Below are 15,499 nucleotides of genomic sequence, written 5' to 3'. Positions count from 1 at the left end.
CGGACTTTTCGCCTGTTTCGAGGGTCGAGGAAACCTAGCCTTAACCTTCCCAAGAAATAGTAAAGTCCGCGGCACGGGAAACTCCCGCGTTCGGTTTTCAGTGTATCGAGTGAACAACATGACCGACGCCCTGACCGGCCATTTCGACATCGCAATCCTGCTGCCCTGTTATAACGAAGCCATGACCATCGCCGGCGTGGTGCGCGGTTTCCGCGAGGCGCTTCCGGGCGCCCGGATCTTTGTCTACGACAACAACTCCACGGACGGCACAGCGCTCCAGGCCATGCTCGCAGGCGCCCTGGTGATGCGCGAGCGCCGGCAGGGCAAGGGCCATGTGGTGCGCCGGATGTTCGCCGATATCGATGCGGACATCTATATCATGGCCGACGGAGACGGCACCTATGCGCCGCAGGATGCGGAAGAACTGGTCCGCACGCTTTTGACCGAGCGCGCCGACATGGTGGTCGGCACCCGGCGCGGCGTACATGCGGATGCCGGGCGGCAGGGCCACGCCGCCGGCAACCGGCTGTTCAACTTCCTCTACCGGACGATGTTCGCGCCCGACTTTACCGATATCTTCTCCGGCTACCGGGCCTTCTCACGCCGCTTCGTGAAAAGCTTTCCGGCGGTGTCAGGCGGCTTCGAGATTGAGACCGAAATGTCGGTGCATGCCTCGCTGCTCAAGCTGCCGGTCTGCGAAATCGAACTCGACTACGGAAGGCGCCCGGAAGGCTCGCATTCCAAGCTCTCGACCTTCAAGGACGGCGCCAAGATCCTCTGGATGTTCGCCATGCTGATGAAGGAGACGCGGCCCTTCGCGTTTTTCGGCCTGATCAGCGGCGCCTTCATGACGGCAAGCCTTGTCTTCATGGCGCCGGTGCTGGTCGCCTATTTCCAGACCGGGCTTGTAGAGCGCATGCCCACATGGGTCTTCTCGCTGGCGCTGATGCTGGTGTCGCTCTTGATCTTCACCGCTGGACTGATCCTCGACTCCGTCTCGCGGGGCCGGGCCGAGCAATTGCGCATCCATTATATGGGCCTGCCTCAGCAGGCCGAAGCGACGCCGCCTGATATCCTACCCGTCCGGCGCAGCAAAGCCGGCAAGACGGCCGCATGAAACGTCTCTTCTGGTTTCTGATAGCCGGTGGCGGCGGGTTTCTCCTCGATGCAGGGCTTACTCATGTCCTGATCGGGATCTGGGGCTTCGGCCCGTTTCTCGCCCGCATTCCGGCGATCATGACCGCTATGGCCTTCACTTGGCTCGTCAATAGGCGACTTACCTTTGGCTCCTCCGGACATTCGCTTGCCGTCGAAGGCGTCCGTTATTGGGCGGTCGGCACCACGTCGGCGGTCGTCAACTACGCTGTTTATTCGGCACTCATGTACCGCGCGCCACTCCTGCAGCCGGTTATTGCGGTCATCTTCGCTTCGCTCACCGCGATGGCCTACAGCTTCTTCGGCTATTCTCGCTTTGTCTTCCGGCAATAATGTCGTTCAGACCGCTTCCCAGCCGTCGTGCCCGCCGGCGCGATAGATGGCGTCGATGAACCTCTGGTTCGCCAGCGAATTCTCAAGCGTCACGACTTCGATCGGCTCGCCCCTGGCGGCCTTTGCGAAGGCCTCCGCCTGGCGCTTGTATTGCCGGCTATCCGGGAAACGGAAGATCTGCGACACCGCGTGGTTCTGATTGGTGAGTTCGATTTCCTCCGCACCCCAGCGGCCGGCATTGAACGGCGACTTGACCTCGATGTAACCCTCGGTGCCGTGGAAGACCATCAGTTGCCGGGCCGCCATCTGGGTGGCGATGTAGAAGGTCATTTCGAACGAACCGAAATCCGCCTTGACGCTGGAATAGATATCCGTGCCGAAGCCGGGATCGCGTTCCACCCGCGCCTGCACCCGCTGCGGTTCCTGGCCGGTGACGAAACGCGTCGTGATCGTCGGATAGACGCCGATATCCGGCAGCGCCCCGCCGCCGAGTTCCGGAATGTTGCGCATGTTGGACGGGTCGCGGTTGAAATAGCTGAACGAGCCCTGGACATGCTTCAGCTCGCCGATCGCCTTTTGGCTCAGGAGCTCGCGCACCTTCAGCCAGACCGGTGCGTAAGTGACCATGAACGCTTCGCAGATCAGCTTGCCGGTGCGGTCGCGCACCTTGATCAGGTCCTCGATCTCGCTCGCCTTGATCGCAATCGGCTTTTCGGAGAGGACGTGCTTGCCGGCTTCGGCGGCCTTGATCGACCACTCGACATGCTGGCTGGACGGAAGCGGAATATAGACCGCGTCGATGACGTCGGACGCCAGCATCTCGTCGTAGGAACCGAACGCATGCGGGGCGCCGAAGCGGTCGGCGAGCGCCCGCGCCTTGGCAAGATCGCGGCTGGCAAACGCGGTGACGACGCAATTTTCCGCGTCCTGGATCGCCGGCACCACCTGTTCGTGGCCGATCCTGGCAGTCGACAAGATTCCGAAACGCAGCATGTTGAACCTCCCTATGGCATTGTTGCCGCACCTTATTGGCCTGCCGACACCCACGCAACGGCAGGCCGGATGCGGCGCTTGAAAAAGTGATCGTCCGCCCAAAATAGGGACTGGTCGGCGGCGGAACATCGGCTAATCTCAGGCTCCTTTCCCAGGCTCATCCACTCACTTAAAAAATTTTGGAGGAATATCATGGAGCTGCGCGCACTCGGCCGGACTGGCCTTTCCATTGCGCCCGTCGTTCTCGGCGGCAACGTGTTCGGCTGGACCGCCGACGAGAGGACGTCGTTCGATATCCTCGACCGGTTCTTCGACGCCGGCTTCAACACGATCGACACGGCCGACAGCTACAATCGCTGGGTGCCCGGGCATGTCGGCGGCGAGTCCGAGGCGATCATCGGCAAATGGCTGAAGAGCGGCGGCATCGCCCGTGACAAGGCGGTCATCGTCACCAAGGTCGGGTCCGACATGGGCCAGGGCAAGAAGGACCTGTCGGCCAAGTGGATCCTCGAAGAGGTCGAAAATTCGCTGCGCCGCCTGCAGACCGACCATATCGACCTCTATCTCGCCCACTGGCCGGACGAGACCGTGCCTTACGAGGAAACGCTCGGCGCCTTTGCCAAGCTGAAGGAACAGGGCAAGATCCGCGCGGTCGGCTGCTCCAACCTCGACGCGCAAATGCTGCAGGATAGTTTCGACGCTGCCAAGAAAGCCGGCCTGCCGCGCTACGACGTGCTGCAGCCGCAATACAATCTCTATGACCGCGACACGTTCGAAGGCCCGCTTGCGGATCTCTGCGTCGGCCAAGAGATCGGCGTCATCAACTATTACGGCCTCGCTTCCGGCTTCCTGACCGGCAAATACCGCGACAAGGCCGATACCGAAGGCAAGGCACGCGGCGGCCGGGCGCTCGGTTATCTCAACGACAAGGGCCTGCGCATCCTCGCAGCCCTCGACGAGATCTCGGTCGAGACCAATGCCGAGCCCGCCTCGATCGCGCTCGCCTGGCTGATCCAGACCCGCGGCGTCACCGCGCCGATCGCCAGCGCCACCAGCGTCGGCCAGCTCGACGCGATCATCGCCGCCGGTAACCTGACGCTCTCGGCCGACCAGATGAAGCTGCTCAACGAAGCCGGCGCCTGATCAATTCGGCGGGCGCCGCGAGACGCCCGTCAGTTTTCTGCGATCACAAAAGGAGGCTCTCATGAAAATGAGGAAGCTCGGAAAAGAACTGACCGTTTCCGCCGTCGGCCTCGGCTGCATGGGCATGAGCCACGGCTACGGCGGCCAGGACGAACAGGAGGCGATCAGGACGCTGCACCGCGCAGTCGATCTCGGCGTCAATTTCTTCGACACGGCAGAGGTCTACGGTCCCTTCAAGAACGAGGAATTGCTCGGCAAGGGGTTGAAGCCGTTCCGCGACAAGGTCGTCATCGCCACCAAATTCGGCTTCAGGATCGACCCAAATGCCTCCGACGCCAGGGCTATGTCCGGTCTCGACAGCCGGCCGGAACATGTGCGCGAAGTGGCGGAGGCCTCGCTGAAACGCCTCGGGGTCGAGGTGATCGACCTTTTCTACCAGCACCGGGTCGACCCGAACGTGCCGATCGAGGATACTGTGGGCGCGATGGCCGATCTGGTCAAGGAAGGCAAGGTGCGTGCGCTCGGCCTTTCCGAAGCGGGTGCCGCCGCCATCCGCCGCGCCCACGCGGTCCATCCGATCACGGCGCTGCAGAGCGAATATTCGCTTTGGACCCGCGAGCCGGAAGGAGAAATTCTCGACACCTGCCGCGAACTCGATATCGGTTTCGTGCCGTTCAGCCCGCTCGGCCGCGGTTTCCTCACCGGCAAGATTCAGAAGCCGGAGGATTTCGGTCCGGACGACTTCCGCAACACGCTGCCGCGCTTCAGCGCCGAGAACATGGCCGCCAATGCCGCCCTGGTGAAGATGCTGGAGGACATGGCAGTCCAGAAGGGCGTCACCGCCGCGCAGCTGGCGCTGGCCTGGGTTCTCGCGCAGGGCGATTTCATCGTGCCCATTCCCGGTGCCAGAAAAATCCCGCATCTGGAACAGAATGTTGCCGCCACGGAAATTTCGCTCTCGGCGGACGAGCTGAAGACGCTCGGTGATCTGCTGGCGCCGGAAAAATTCTCCGGGACCCGTTATGCGGCACAGGCCATGGCCTGGACCAATCGCTAAATTTGCACTTGCTAACGCAATCTCGGACTTCCATCTTTTCGTGTTAGTATGCTGGCGCTAACACGGGAGAAGATCGATGTCCGAGGAGCGCGCCGTTCAGGCGGTGATCCATCTCTATGTGGACGGAATGACGTTTGCGCATGAGGCGGCGCTCCGAAAGGCGTTCCACCCCAAAGCGTGTATCATCGGCAATTACGATGGTGCGGTCGAATGGCTGTCGCTCGACGATTTCATCGGGGCGGTTACCTCGGAAGGTGCAGCACCCGCCGATACCCAGCCGCTGATCCAGATCGAAGCGCTCGACGTCACCGGCGACGCGGCGACGGCGAAGGTCGTCGACCAGTTCGCCGGCATGCGGTTCTCGGACTATCTCTCGCTTCTGAAGATCGACGGCCGCTGGGTGATCGTCAACAAGCTCTATCACCTGCATTCCTGAACGGTCCGCCGTCGCTTACCGTTCAAGCGCCGGAAACCCGATGTAATGCTCGGAATGATCGCCTTCGTTGTTGGGCATCCCGATCTTGGTCAGTACGCCCCGCGGTTCGGCGAAGCTGCGGATACGCCGGGCGGGCTTTTCGTGCCACTGGATGTTCATCGCCCAGAGTTTCGGAAAGACCATGATCGACGAGTAAGGCAGGTGGTCGTGGATCCACCAAGCCATCTTCTGCCAGTCGCCGTCGTCGTGATAGGTGTCGACCAGCCAGGGGAAAACGACGCAGGCGGTGGCGCCCATGAAGCCCTTGGCATCGCGCCGATCCCAGATGTGGTCGGCGGCGGTATTGGCATTGGAGGAGCAATTGAGATTGTTCCTGTTGCCGAATTCGTTGACCTTAGCGCAGCGATAACCGGAGCGCAGATGCAATCGCCCGAACGTCGCCTGCAGCGGCTCCAGCAGTTCCTCGCAAAGGTGCCGGCCCGCCTCGATCGCCAGATCCGGGTCTTCGGGAATGTTCGGAATGGCGTAGAAATTGGCGATCTCCGAAAACAGGAAGTCGCGGAAGAAGAAGTTCTTCGACAGCCGCACCCGGCCGAGTTCCTCAAGCCCTTTCATCGATCCCGGTGTGCGCATCGTTCCTCCGACAAAAAAGCCTGCCCCACATCATCCGCGAGGCAGGCTATCTTTCAGAGGTGATTGAGGCCACCCGTTTCAGGCGCGCAAGGTACCGCCCGTAGTCTTTTCGACATTGGCGACGATCTTGGCCGTCAGCGTATCGAAATCCTCGTCGGTCAGCGTGCGCTCGACCGGCTGGATCAGCACTTCGACCGCGATCGACTTCCGGCCCTCGCCCAGCGAAGCTCCTTCGAACACGTCGAAGACGTTGACGCCGGTGATCAGCTTGCGGTCGGCGGTCGACGCCGCCTTGACGATCGCGCCGGCCTCGACATCGCTCGAAACCACGAACGCGAAGTCGCGCTTGACCACCTGGAAGGGCGAAAGCTCGAGCGGCGGCTTGGTGCGCGTCGCCTTCTTCTTCGGCTCCGGCATGGCATCAAGGAAAACCTCGAAGCCGCAGAGAGCGCCCGAGACGTCAAGAGCGCCGAGCGTCTTCGGGTGGAATTCGCCGAAATAACCGAGCACGACTTTCGGACCCATCTTGATGGTGCCGGAGCGACCTGGATGATACCATTCCGGCGCGCCCTTCTCGATCTGGACGTTGCCCATCGGCAGGCCGCAGGCTTCGAGTACCGCCAGCGCATCGGCCTTGGCGTCGAAGACGTCGACCGGCTTGCCGCCGCCCTTGGCAGTGTTCGACCAGAGGCGACCGGTGCCGTTGATCGTAGCCGTGCCGCGACGAATGCCGCCGGCAACGCGGCGCTGGCCTTCCGGCCTATCGCTTTCGTAAGTGCCGGACACCTCGAAGATCGCCACGTCACCAAAGCCCTTGTCGGCATTGCGCTGTGCCGCGGACAGCAGGCCCGGCAGCAGCGACGGCCGCATGTCGGACATGTCGGCTGCAATCGGGTTGGCGAGCTTCAGCGCCCGGGCGCCGCCGCCGAAGAGCTTTGCCTGATCTTCCGGAATGAACGACCAGGTGACGGCTTCCAGCATGCCGCGCGAGGCAAGCGCCCGCTTGGCGGTGCGGGTGCGGATCTGCAAGGTTGTCAGGATCTTGGCATTGACGCTCGAGAGTTTCTCGAGCGGCTCGGGCTTGATCTGGTCGACGCCATGAATGCGCATGACCTCTTCGACGAGGTCGGCCTTGCCGTCGACGTCGGGACGCCAGGAGGGTACGGTGACGGTAACGCGTTCACCGGAGCCTTCGACCGCGAAACCAAGTCGCGTCAGGATATGACGGCTTTCCTCGGTCGAGACTTCCAGGCCCGTCAGGCGTTTCACTTCCGCATAGGGGAAATCGACGATCTTCGGCTGATGGCCCTTGTAACCGACGACTTTCGCTTCCGCGGCCACGCCACCGCAGAGTTCCAGCACCAGCTGGGTGGTGCGGTCGAGGCCGGGAACCATGTATTCCGGATCGACGCCGCGCTCGAACCGGTAGCGCGCGTCGGTGATGATGCCGAGCGAACGGCCGGACTTGGCGATGTTGATCGGGTCCCAGAGCGCGGATTCGATCAGCACGTCGACGGTGTTCTCGTCGCAGCCGGAATGTTCGCCGCCCATGATGCCGCCGATCGATTCCACGCCGTTTTCATCTGATATAACGACGTTGCTGGGGTTCAGCTTGTATTCGCGCGTATCCAGCGCCAGCACCGTCTCGCCGTCCAACGCGCGGCGCACCGTCAGGTCGCCCTTCACCTTAGCGGCATCGAAGACGTGCATCGGCCGGCCATGGTCGAAGGTCATGAAGTTGGTGATATCGACCAGCGCGTTGATCGGGCGAAGCCCGATTGCCTTCAGCCGCTGCTGCATCCACAGCGGGCTCGGGCCGTTCCTGACGCCGCGCACGAGGCGCAGGCCGAAACCGGGGCAGAGCCGCTCGTCGTCGAGAATGATCTTGAGATCGACGGAAGTCTGGCCCTCGGTCTTGAAGTCCGGCCTTGCCTGAGGTTTCAGCGTGCCGAGGCCCGAGGCCGCCAGATCGCGGGCGATGCCGTGGATCGAGGTGCAGTCCGGACGGTTCGGCGTCAGGTTGATCTCGATGACCGGATCGTCGAGGCCGGCATAGGAGGCAAAAGGCGTGCCGACCGGCGCATCCTCGGCCAAATCGATGATGCCGTCGTGATTGTCGGACATGTCGAGCTCTTTTTCCGAGCACATCATGCCGTGGCTTTCGACGCCGCGGATATTGCCGACGGCGAGCGTGACATCGATCCCGGGAACGTAAGTTCCAGGTTTCGCGAAGGCGCCGATCATGCCGGCGCGTGCGTTGGGGGCGCCGCAGACGACCTGCACCGGCTTGCCGTCGCCGGCATCCACCATCAGCACCTTGAGCCGATCGGCGGACGGATGCTTTTCGGCCGAGAGAACTTTGGCAATGACGAACGGCTTGTAGGCCGCCTTGTCGTCGACGTCCTCGACTTCGAGGCCGATCGCAGTCAGTCGCTCGCAGATTTGGTCGAGGGTCGCATCCGTTTCCAGATGATCCTTCAGCCAGGAGAGTGTGAATTTCATCGTCGTTTCTCCCTTACGCGCTCAGGCCGCCGAACAAAGTCGGCATGTCGAGCGGGCGGAAACCGTAGTGGTTCATCCAGCGGACGTCGGCGTTGAAGAAGTCGCGCAGGTCCGGCATGCCGTATTTCAGCATGGCAATGCGGTCGAGGCCCATGCCCCAAGCAAAACCCTGGAACTCGTCCGGGTCGAGCCCGCCGGCGCGCAGCACGTTCGGGTGCACCATGCCGCAGCCGAGGATTTCCATCCAGTCGGTGCCCTCGCCGAACTTGACGATCGGGCCGGAGCGGTCGCACTGGATGTCCACTTCGAAGCTCGGTTCGGTGAACGGGAAGAAGGACGGGCGGAAGCGCATGGTGACGCTGTCGACCTCGAAGAAGGCCTTGCAGAACTCTTCGAGGATCCAGCGCATGTTGCCGACATGCGACTTGCGGTCGACCACCAGGCCTTCTACCTGATGGAACATCGGCGAGTGGGTGGCGTCACTGTCCTGGCGATAGGTCTTGCCGGGGATAATGATGCGGATCGGCGGCTTCTGCGATTCCATCGTGCGGATCTGCACCGGGGAGGTATGGGTGCGCAGGACCTTGCGCTCGCCATTCTCGTCGGGCTGGAAGAAGAAGGTGTCGTGCATCTCGCGGGCCGGATGGCCTTCGGGGAAGTTGAGCGCCGTGAAATTGTAGTAGTCGGTCTCGACATCCGGCCCCTCGGCGATCGAGAAGCCCATGTCGCCGAAGATGGCGGTGATCTCGTCGACGATCTGGCTGATCGGATGAATGCGGCCGCGCTCGGCCGGCGATGAGCGCACCGGCAGCGAGATGTCGACCGTCTCGGCCTTGAGACGCGCCTCGATCGCCGCGTCCCTCAGCACCGTCTTGCGCTCGGCGATGGCGTCGGTGATCTCGCTTTTCAGCGCGTTGATCGCCGCGCCGCGGGTCTGGCGTTCTTCCGCCGACATCGAGCCCAGCGTCTTCAGGAGCTCGGAGACGGAGCCCTTCTTGCCGAGAGCGCCGACGCGCACGGCCTCGATCGCCGCCTCGTCACTGGTGCCGGCGATTTCCGCCAGGAGCGAAGTTTTCAGGTTTTCCAGATCGGACATGGTTTCTTCCGTTTGATGCTCGGCGAGATGCATGGCGAGGTCGTGACGGCTGTTTTGGGGAATGACGTGCGGGGATGCCAAAAGAAAAACCCGCGCCAGCCGTAACCAGCGCGGGTTTCCCAAAATCAGTAAAGCTAATTAAGCTTGGGAAGCGCTGGTTAACGAACCGCGCTTTCAAACTCGTTGGTGGTGCCGGCGTCCTTGAGGTACTCAAGAGCCTTCTTCGAAGCGGCAACCAGAGCACCGAATGCTTCCGGCTCATGGATTGCCATGTCGGAGAGAACCTTGCGGTCGACTTCGATACCGGCCTTGTTGAGACCGTCGATGAAGCGGCCGTAGGTCAGGCCGGATTCGCGAACGGCAGCGTTGATACGCTGAATCCACAGGGCGCGGAAATTGCGCTTCTTGACGCGACGGTCGCGCGTAGCGAACTGACGCGAACGATCGACGGCAGCCTTGGCGGCCCGGATCGTATTCTTGCGGCGGCCGTAGAAGCCCTTGGCTGCCTTCAAAGTCTTGGTGTGCTTGGCGCGGGAAGTGACGCCCCGTTTTACGCGTGCCATGTCATGATCTCCTTAACTGATCCAAAAGTGACGAGGGTCTCAGAGACCGTTCGGCAGGTAGTTCTTGATAACCTTCTTGCCATCGGGTTCGGCAAGGATCATCGTTCCGCGCGCATCGCGGATGAACTTGTTGGACCGCTTGATCATGCCGTGGCGCTTACCAGCGGCGGCTGCAACGACTTTGCCGGTGGCGGTGATCTTGAACCGCTTCTTGGCAGCCGATTTCGTCTTCATCTTGGGCATTTTGCTACTCCAGTTTTGTATCGAAACCACAGACGATGCTGGTTTCAAGCATTTAGAACAGCCACGGCATGCCCTGCCGGACCGTTCGGAACGCGCGCTTATAACCGCAGTCGGTCAAAAGCGCAATGGGAAAGAAAAACGCGGCAAAAGCCCGGCCGAAATGCCGGCAAATCCGCTAAAGGCAAATGGTGGGCGCTTATTTCGGCGCCAGCACCATCATCATCTGGCGGCCTTCAAGCTTCGGCTCGGCTTCCACCTTGGCGATTTCCGTGGTGTCGTCCTTCACCTGAAGCAGGAGCTTCATGCCGAGTTCCTGGTGGGCCATTTCGCGGCCGCGGAACTTCAGCGTCACCTTGACCTTATCGCCCTCTTCAAAGAAGCGGTTCATCGCCTTCATCTTCACGTCATAGTCATGCGTGTCGATGTTGGGACGCATCTTGATTTCTTTGATTTCGACGATCTTCTGCTTCTTGCGGGCTTCTGCCGCTTTCTTCTGGTTCGCATATTTCAGCTTGCCCAGGTCGAGGATCTTGCACACCGGCGGCTCGGTGTTCGGCGAGATCTCGACGAGATCGAGGCCGGCGTCCTCAGCCATCTTGAGAGCCTGCTCGGTCGGAACGATACCAAGGTTCAAGCCTTCGGCATCGATAAGCTGGACCTTGGGAATGCGAATTTCCCGGTTGGAGCGCGGCCCGTCCTTAACAGGGGCATCGGTTTTGAATGGTCTGCGGATGGTCGTATTCTCCTAGATTGTTTCGGCACCGCAGCGACACATCGAGAGCGTCCGGCTTGCGGCCGACGGCAATGTCGTGATCGCTACGGCGAAGTCAATAGCATAGCCGCGCGAAAAAATCACCTGCTGTCCTATGCCTAAGAATCTGTTTTATAAGCGCGGCAAAACCTCAGGATTCCACCATGACCGAAGCAGCCAATCTCACCCGCAAAACGATCACCGTCGGCTCCGGAACATTTGCGCGGGAGATCGCAATCCTCCACCGTGGCTCAAGCAAGAGGAAGCCGGGGCCTGCCTTCGTCTGGCTCGGCGGCTACCGGTCGGACATGACAGGCACCAAGGCCGTCGAACTCGACGCGCTTGCCGGCGAACTCGGGCTCGCGGCGATCCGGTTCGACTATTCGGGGCATGGCGTTTCCGGCGGCGCCTTCCGCGAGGGCACGATCTCGCGCTGGCTGGAAGAGGCAATCGCCGTCCTTGACGATATCAAGCCGAAACGGGTCATCCTGGTCGGCTCGTCGATGGGCGGCTGGATCGCGCTGCGCCTCGTGCAGGAATTGAAGAAGCGCAAGAAGGCTGCGAAGGTCGACGGCATCGTGCTGATCGCGCCGGCGCCGGATTTCACGGCGGAACTCATCGAGCCGAATCTCACCGAAGCCGAACGGCAGTCGCTTGCGGAGCGCGGTTATCTCGAGGAGCGGTCCGAATACAGCCCGGAGCCCAATATCTATACACGCGCCCTCATAGAGGACGGCCGCAGCAATCGGGTCATGACCGGCATTATAGAGACGGGCTGCCCGGTCCACATCCTGCAGGGCATGAAGGACCCGGACGTGCCTTATGCCCACGCATTGAAGGTCGTCGAGTTCCTGCCGGCCGACGACGTCGTCCTGACGCTGATCCGCGACGGAGATCACCGGCTCTCCAGGCCCCAGGACATCGAAAAATTGCGGGCTGCGGTCTCGGCCCTAATATTTAATGATTAAATTTTGGGCTGATACAAAAATGTTGCAGCCTTAACCATAATGCGAGCGATGAGCCGTTAACAAAACTCACCGATTGACTCTCTCTCCCGTCCGCCCTTAACGTTTCATTAGGATTTGAAGGGACGGGTCCATGATGATAGCCTTGCAGGCGCGGCGTATAGCCGTGATCCTAGTTAGCGTACTTGTACCAGTGAGTGCTGCAGTTCCGGCTCCAAGGCCAATGGCCGCGATGGTCACCGGTGCCGTTACCTCCCAGCCAATCGGCCATTACGAATTCTGTCATAAATATGCGACGGAATGCTCTATCAAGAGCCGCTCCGCTCCCTCCCCCAAGGTCAGCGCCAAAGGCTGGGCTGCCGTCCGCCAGATCAACCGGGCCGTCAACGCGCGTTACATCGCCAAGACCGACAAGGAAGTCTACGGCCGCGAAGAGGTCTGGAGCTATCCAAGCAATTTCGCCGATTGCGAGGACTTTGCGCTCGAGAAGCGCAAGGAACTCGCGGCGCAAGGCTTCGCCCTTTCCGATCTCCTGATGACCGTTGTCCGCAAGCCGGACGGCGAAGGCCATGCGGTCCTGACGTTGCGCACGTCGGACGGGGATTTCATCCTCGACAACCTCGATAACGAGGTGAAGCCCTGGTTTGCAACGCCCTACACCTTCCTGAAGCGTCAGGCCTCGTTCAACACGGGACGCTGGGTCACCATCGAAAACGGCCGCGACCTGCTGGTCGGTGCATTGAAATAACCTGCACCCTTGAGTACAGATTGACATTCGCCCGCATCATCCAGGTTGCGGGCGAATGTTTTTGGTGTCGCCTTGTCGGAAGACATTTCCCCGATGCATCCAACCTGCTAGGAGGGAATCTCTGAAACCGGAGCGGGTTGTGCGTGACGATGTGAAACCAGGCTTGCCACACGCGGCCCGTGCAACGAGGCCCACCCTCCCGATCCTGCTGACCGGCTTGTTCGCCCTCGCCCTGCTGGCGGTCGCCGGCCTTATTATCCTCGAAAACTACCGGACGGCCCTGAAGGAAGGCGAAGCTCGCGCGCTCTCGTCCGCGCATGTGGTCGCGGCTCACCTGGAGTGGATGATCGAAGCAAGCGACCAGGCCCTGCGGCGTATCGGAACCGAGGTGGGAGATCGACCGATCGATGGTTCGCCCGGGCTTGCAGCCGACCTGTCGCGGGCTGTCGGACAACTGCCGGCGGGTTTTCAATATTCGCTTCTGGATGACACCGGCGTGGTCCGCTTTTCCAGTGTCGGCGGGAATGCACCTGGAAATGCATCCGACGATCACAGCGCGCGTGCATATTTCAGCAGGCTGAGGGATGGCCAGGAGCTGACTTTCACCCGACTGCTCGAAAACGAAACTGCCGGCAAGCCATCCTTCACCGTCGCGCGGCGGATCGAGCAAGACGGTATTTTCCGGGGCATTGCCAGCATTACCATCCCGAACGAGAGCCTGGACGGTTTCTGGGCGTCGATGGGGCTCGGGCCGAACTCTACGATTTTGATCATCAGGGATGACGGGTGGCTGATGGCCCGACGGCCGGCGACAACGCGCCCGATCGATCTCAGTACGACCGCGTGGTACCCGATGACGCGCCAAATGCCCACCGGCTTCTACCACAGTCCGGTCTCGCCGATCGACGGCCATGCCCGCATCGTCGCCTTCTGGAAGGTCTCCGGCTGGCCGCTCATCGCCCTTGCGGCCATCGCACGGCAGGAAATTCTCGACCAGTTCTGGCGCAATCTCCTTTCGGACACGCTGGTCATGCTGCCGTTGATGGCGCTGCTGGTCCTCGGCGCCCTCTGGATCAACCGCCTTCTCTATCGCACTTCGGCCCGCAACGAAGAACTGGAGCAGGCGGTGGAGCGCAACCGCTTCCTGCTGCGAGAAATTCATCACCGGGTGAAGAACAATCTCCAGGCGGTGCTGGCGCTCGTGCGGCTGCAGGCCTTGCCGGTCGACGCGCGCGACGACATGACGAGACGCATCGCGGCGATGATCGCCGTGCATGAGCAGATCTACCAGAACGATCAGTTCGAACAGGTCGAGGTGGCGCCCTACGCTACCAAGCTGATCACCGACATCGCCTCGGGCTACGAGACGCCCGTCGTGCTCGACCTCAGGCTGCAGCCGCTGACCGTCGATCGCGAGCAGGCCTTGCCGCTCGGGATGATCATCAACGAGGTCGTTTCAAACTCGTTCAAATATGCCTTTGCCGGTCGTCAAGGCGGCAGTCTTTCCGTCGAACTCCGCGAAGACGGCGACAATCTGAGCCTTGTCATTCGCGACGACGGGCCGGGCATCGAGGCCTTCAATCGGGCCGGCGGAATGGGCAGCAAGCTGATCGCCAATTTTGTCAAGCAACTCGGCGGGCATTTCACTACCCACAACGACGGCGGTGCGGTGTTTTCGCTCGAGGTGCCACGGGTCAGGGCGCCGCAAGCGGCGGCGTGACGCTCTTGCCAGCAGCTTCCCGACCGCGCGTTTGATCTCAGGGAGTTTGCCGCACCGGATCCCGGCCCTTCGCTTTGGGCTCAGGGCGTTCGAAGCTGCAATCGATTCACCGGATCGATTGCTCGGGCTCCGCCCGATCGCTTCTCACCCATTCCCGATCAGGATGCCTGCGGCGAGCACCAGCGACCCGCCGAACACCACCTGGACGACTGCCCTCAGGAACGGTGTTTCCATGTAGCGGTTCTGGATAAAGGCGATCGCCCAGAGTTCGAAGAAGACGATGATCGCGGCGACGATGGTCGCGGTCCAGAAATGCGGGATGAGGTAAGGCAGCGTGTGGCCGAGGCCGCCGAGCGCCGTCATGATGCCGGAGGCAAACCCGCGTTTGATCGGCGAACCGCGTCCGGAAATCTTCCCGTCGTCGTGCGCGGCTTCGGTGAAGCCCATGGAAATGCCCGCACCGACCGAGGCCGACAGGCCGATCAGGAAGGTCGACCAGGTGTCGCCCGTTGCGAAGGCCGCCGCGAAGATCGGCGCCAGCGTCGAGACCGAACCGTCCATCAGCCCGGCGAGACCCGGTTGCACATAGGTGAGGATGAACTGGCGGCGGGCGGTCTCGTCTTCCTCCGTCTTCACGTCGTCGGTCACATGCTTGTCGCCGAGCATGCGGGCGATATCCTCATGCCCCTGTTCGGCAATCGCCAGGTCGCCGAGCAATTGCCGCGTCGAGGCGTCAGAAACCTGCTTTACCGCTTCGGTATAAAACCGGAAAGCCTGTCGCTCCATGGCTTCCGCCTGTTCCCGGATAGTGTCGAGCGACAGGTTGCGGGTCAGCCAATCCGGTTTGCGTTCGTAGAAACCGCGCACATGTTCGCGGCGGATCAGCGGGATGCGTTCGCCGAAGCGTGAGCGAAACATCTCGATTAGCATGTTCTTATGGGTCTGCTCGACCTCCGCCATATCTTCGAACACCTTGGCGGATGCGGGAAACTGATCCTTGAGATTGTCCGCATAAGCGAGATAGATCCGCGCATCCTCCTCTTCCGAAGCGATGGCGAGCGCCAGGATTTCCTTCTCGTCGAGGGAGGCGAATGGGCGCTTGGAATTGGTAAGGAGACGGGCGAGCATGAAAACCTCTATTAGAATAATTCTAAACTAAAG

Annotated in this window: 16 protein-coding genes; 8 read left to right on the top strand and 8 right to left on the bottom strand. The window is 61.4% G+C overall.

What is annotated here, in order from left to right:
* The first annotated feature begins 118 nt into the window (after positions 1–118).
* The gene (locus C5J24_RS08475; RefSeq protein WP_105417645.1) at positions 119–1,117 is read left to right on the top strand and encodes a glycosyltransferase; all 999 of its coding nucleotides are present in this window, start codon (positions 119–121) and stop codon (positions 1,115–1,117) included.
* Positions 1,114–1,488 carry a GtrA family protein gene (locus C5J24_RS08470; protein WP_105417185.1) on the top strand — a complete coding sequence of 125 codons (375 nt, stop codon included), beginning with the start codon at positions 1,114–1,116 and terminating at the stop codon, positions 1,486–1,488. Before C5J24_RS08475 ends, C5J24_RS08470 begins: the two co-directional genes overlap by 4 nt.
* A gap of 6 nt (positions 1,489–1,494) precedes the next feature.
* Here the strand turns inward: C5J24_RS08470 and C5J24_RS08465 are convergent, their stop codons facing one another.
* Entirely contained in the window at positions 1,495–2,481 is a 987-nt protein-coding gene (locus C5J24_RS08465; protein WP_105417183.1) for a Gfo/Idh/MocA family protein, read from the bottom strand.
* Between the two features lie 192 nt (positions 2,482–2,673).
* On the opposite strand from C5J24_RS08465, the gene C5J24_RS08460 reads away from it, so the two are divergent.
* The 3 genes from C5J24_RS08460 (at position 2,674) to C5J24_RS08450 (ending at position 5,117) form a co-directional block, all read left to right on the top strand.
* Complete coding sequence (locus tag C5J24_RS08460; protein WP_105417181.1) at positions 2,674–3,624, top strand: aldo/keto reductase; 951 nt, start codon at positions 2,674–2,676, stop codon at positions 3,622–3,624.
* A gap of 61 nt (positions 3,625–3,685) precedes the next feature.
* A complete protein-coding gene (locus tag C5J24_RS08455) occupies positions 3,686–4,681 on the top strand; it encodes an aldo/keto reductase (RefSeq protein WP_105417179.1) in 996 nt (331 codons plus the stop codon).
* A gap of 76 nt (positions 4,682–4,757) precedes the next feature.
* Positions 4,758–5,117, top strand: coding sequence for a nuclear transport factor 2 family protein (locus C5J24_RS08450; protein ID WP_105417177.1), 360 nt, complete (start codon positions 4,758–4,760; stop codon positions 5,115–5,117).
* Between the two features lie 15 nt (positions 5,118–5,132).
* Here the strand turns inward: C5J24_RS08450 and C5J24_RS08445 are convergent, their stop codons facing one another.
* The 6 genes from C5J24_RS08445 to infC form a co-directional block, all read right to left on the bottom strand.
* On the bottom strand, positions 5,133–5,750 hold the full coding sequence (locus tag C5J24_RS08445; protein ID WP_105417175.1) for a hypothetical protein: 618 nt from the start codon (positions 5,748–5,750) through the stop codon (positions 5,133–5,135).
* 78 nt (positions 5,751–5,828) lie between these two features.
* Positions 5,829–8,252 (bottom strand): phenylalanine--tRNA ligase subunit beta, encoded by a 2,424-nt coding sequence (gene pheT, locus C5J24_RS08440; protein ID WP_105417173.1) that lies wholly within the window; start codon positions 8,250–8,252, stop codon positions 5,829–5,831.
* A 13-nt stretch (positions 8,253–8,265) separates the two neighbouring features.
* Positions 8,266–9,348 (bottom strand): phenylalanine--tRNA ligase subunit alpha, encoded by a 1,083-nt coding sequence (gene pheS, locus C5J24_RS08435; protein ID WP_105417644.1) that lies wholly within the window; start codon positions 9,346–9,348, stop codon positions 8,266–8,268.
* A 158-nt stretch (positions 9,349–9,506) separates the two neighbouring features.
* On the bottom strand, positions 9,507–9,911 hold the full coding sequence (gene rplT, locus C5J24_RS08430; RefSeq protein ID WP_046627769.1) for a 50S ribosomal protein L20: 405 nt from the start codon (positions 9,909–9,911) through the stop codon (positions 9,507–9,509).
* 39 nt (positions 9,912–9,950) lie between these two features.
* Positions 9,951–10,154 (bottom strand): 50S ribosomal protein L35, encoded by a 204-nt coding sequence (gene rpmI / locus C5J24_RS08425; RefSeq protein ID WP_007751830.1) that lies wholly within the window; start codon positions 10,152–10,154, stop codon positions 9,951–9,953.
* Positions 10,155–10,350: 196 nt separating this feature from the next.
* Positions 10,351–10,887 carry a translation initiation factor IF-3 gene (gene infC / locus C5J24_RS08420; RefSeq protein WP_046603008.1) on the bottom strand — a complete coding sequence of 179 codons (537 nt, stop codon included), beginning with the start codon at positions 10,885–10,887 and terminating at the stop codon, positions 10,351–10,353.
* Between the two features lie 182 nt (positions 10,888–11,069).
* Here infC and C5J24_RS08415 point away from each other — a divergent pair, with 182 nt between their 5' ends.
* From C5J24_RS08415 to C5J24_RS08405, 3 genes are all read left to right on the top strand, one after another.
* The gene (locus C5J24_RS08415; protein ID WP_105417171.1) at positions 11,070–11,873 is read left to right on the top strand and encodes a carboxylesterase; all 804 of its coding nucleotides are present in this window, start codon (positions 11,070–11,072) and stop codon (positions 11,871–11,873) included.
* Between the two features lie 130 nt (positions 11,874–12,003).
* The gene (locus C5J24_RS08410; protein WP_046667300.1) at positions 12,004–12,618 is read left to right on the top strand and encodes a transglutaminase-like cysteine peptidase; all 615 of its coding nucleotides are present in this window, start codon (positions 12,004–12,006) and stop codon (positions 12,616–12,618) included.
* Positions 12,619–12,757: 139 nt separating this feature from the next.
* Positions 12,758–14,338 (top strand): sensor histidine kinase, encoded by a 1,581-nt coding sequence (locus C5J24_RS08405; protein ID WP_172723892.1) that lies wholly within the window; start codon positions 12,758–12,760, stop codon positions 14,336–14,338.
* 144 nt (positions 14,339–14,482) lie between these two features.
* Here the strand turns inward: C5J24_RS08405 and mbfA are convergent, their stop codons facing one another.
* Entirely contained in the window at positions 14,483–15,466 is a 984-nt protein-coding gene (gene mbfA / locus C5J24_RS08400; protein WP_105417167.1) for an iron exporter MbfA, read from the bottom strand.
* Between the last annotated feature and the right edge of the window lie 33 nt (positions 15,467–15,499).

The sequence above is a fragment of the Neorhizobium sp. T25_27 genome, assembly GCF_002968565.1.
GTDB lineage: Bacteria > Pseudomonadota > Alphaproteobacteria > Rhizobiales > Rhizobiaceae > Neorhizobium > Neorhizobium tomejilense.
Note: the sequence above shows the minus strand (reverse complement) of the source record. Positions and strands in the feature narration are given on the sequence as shown.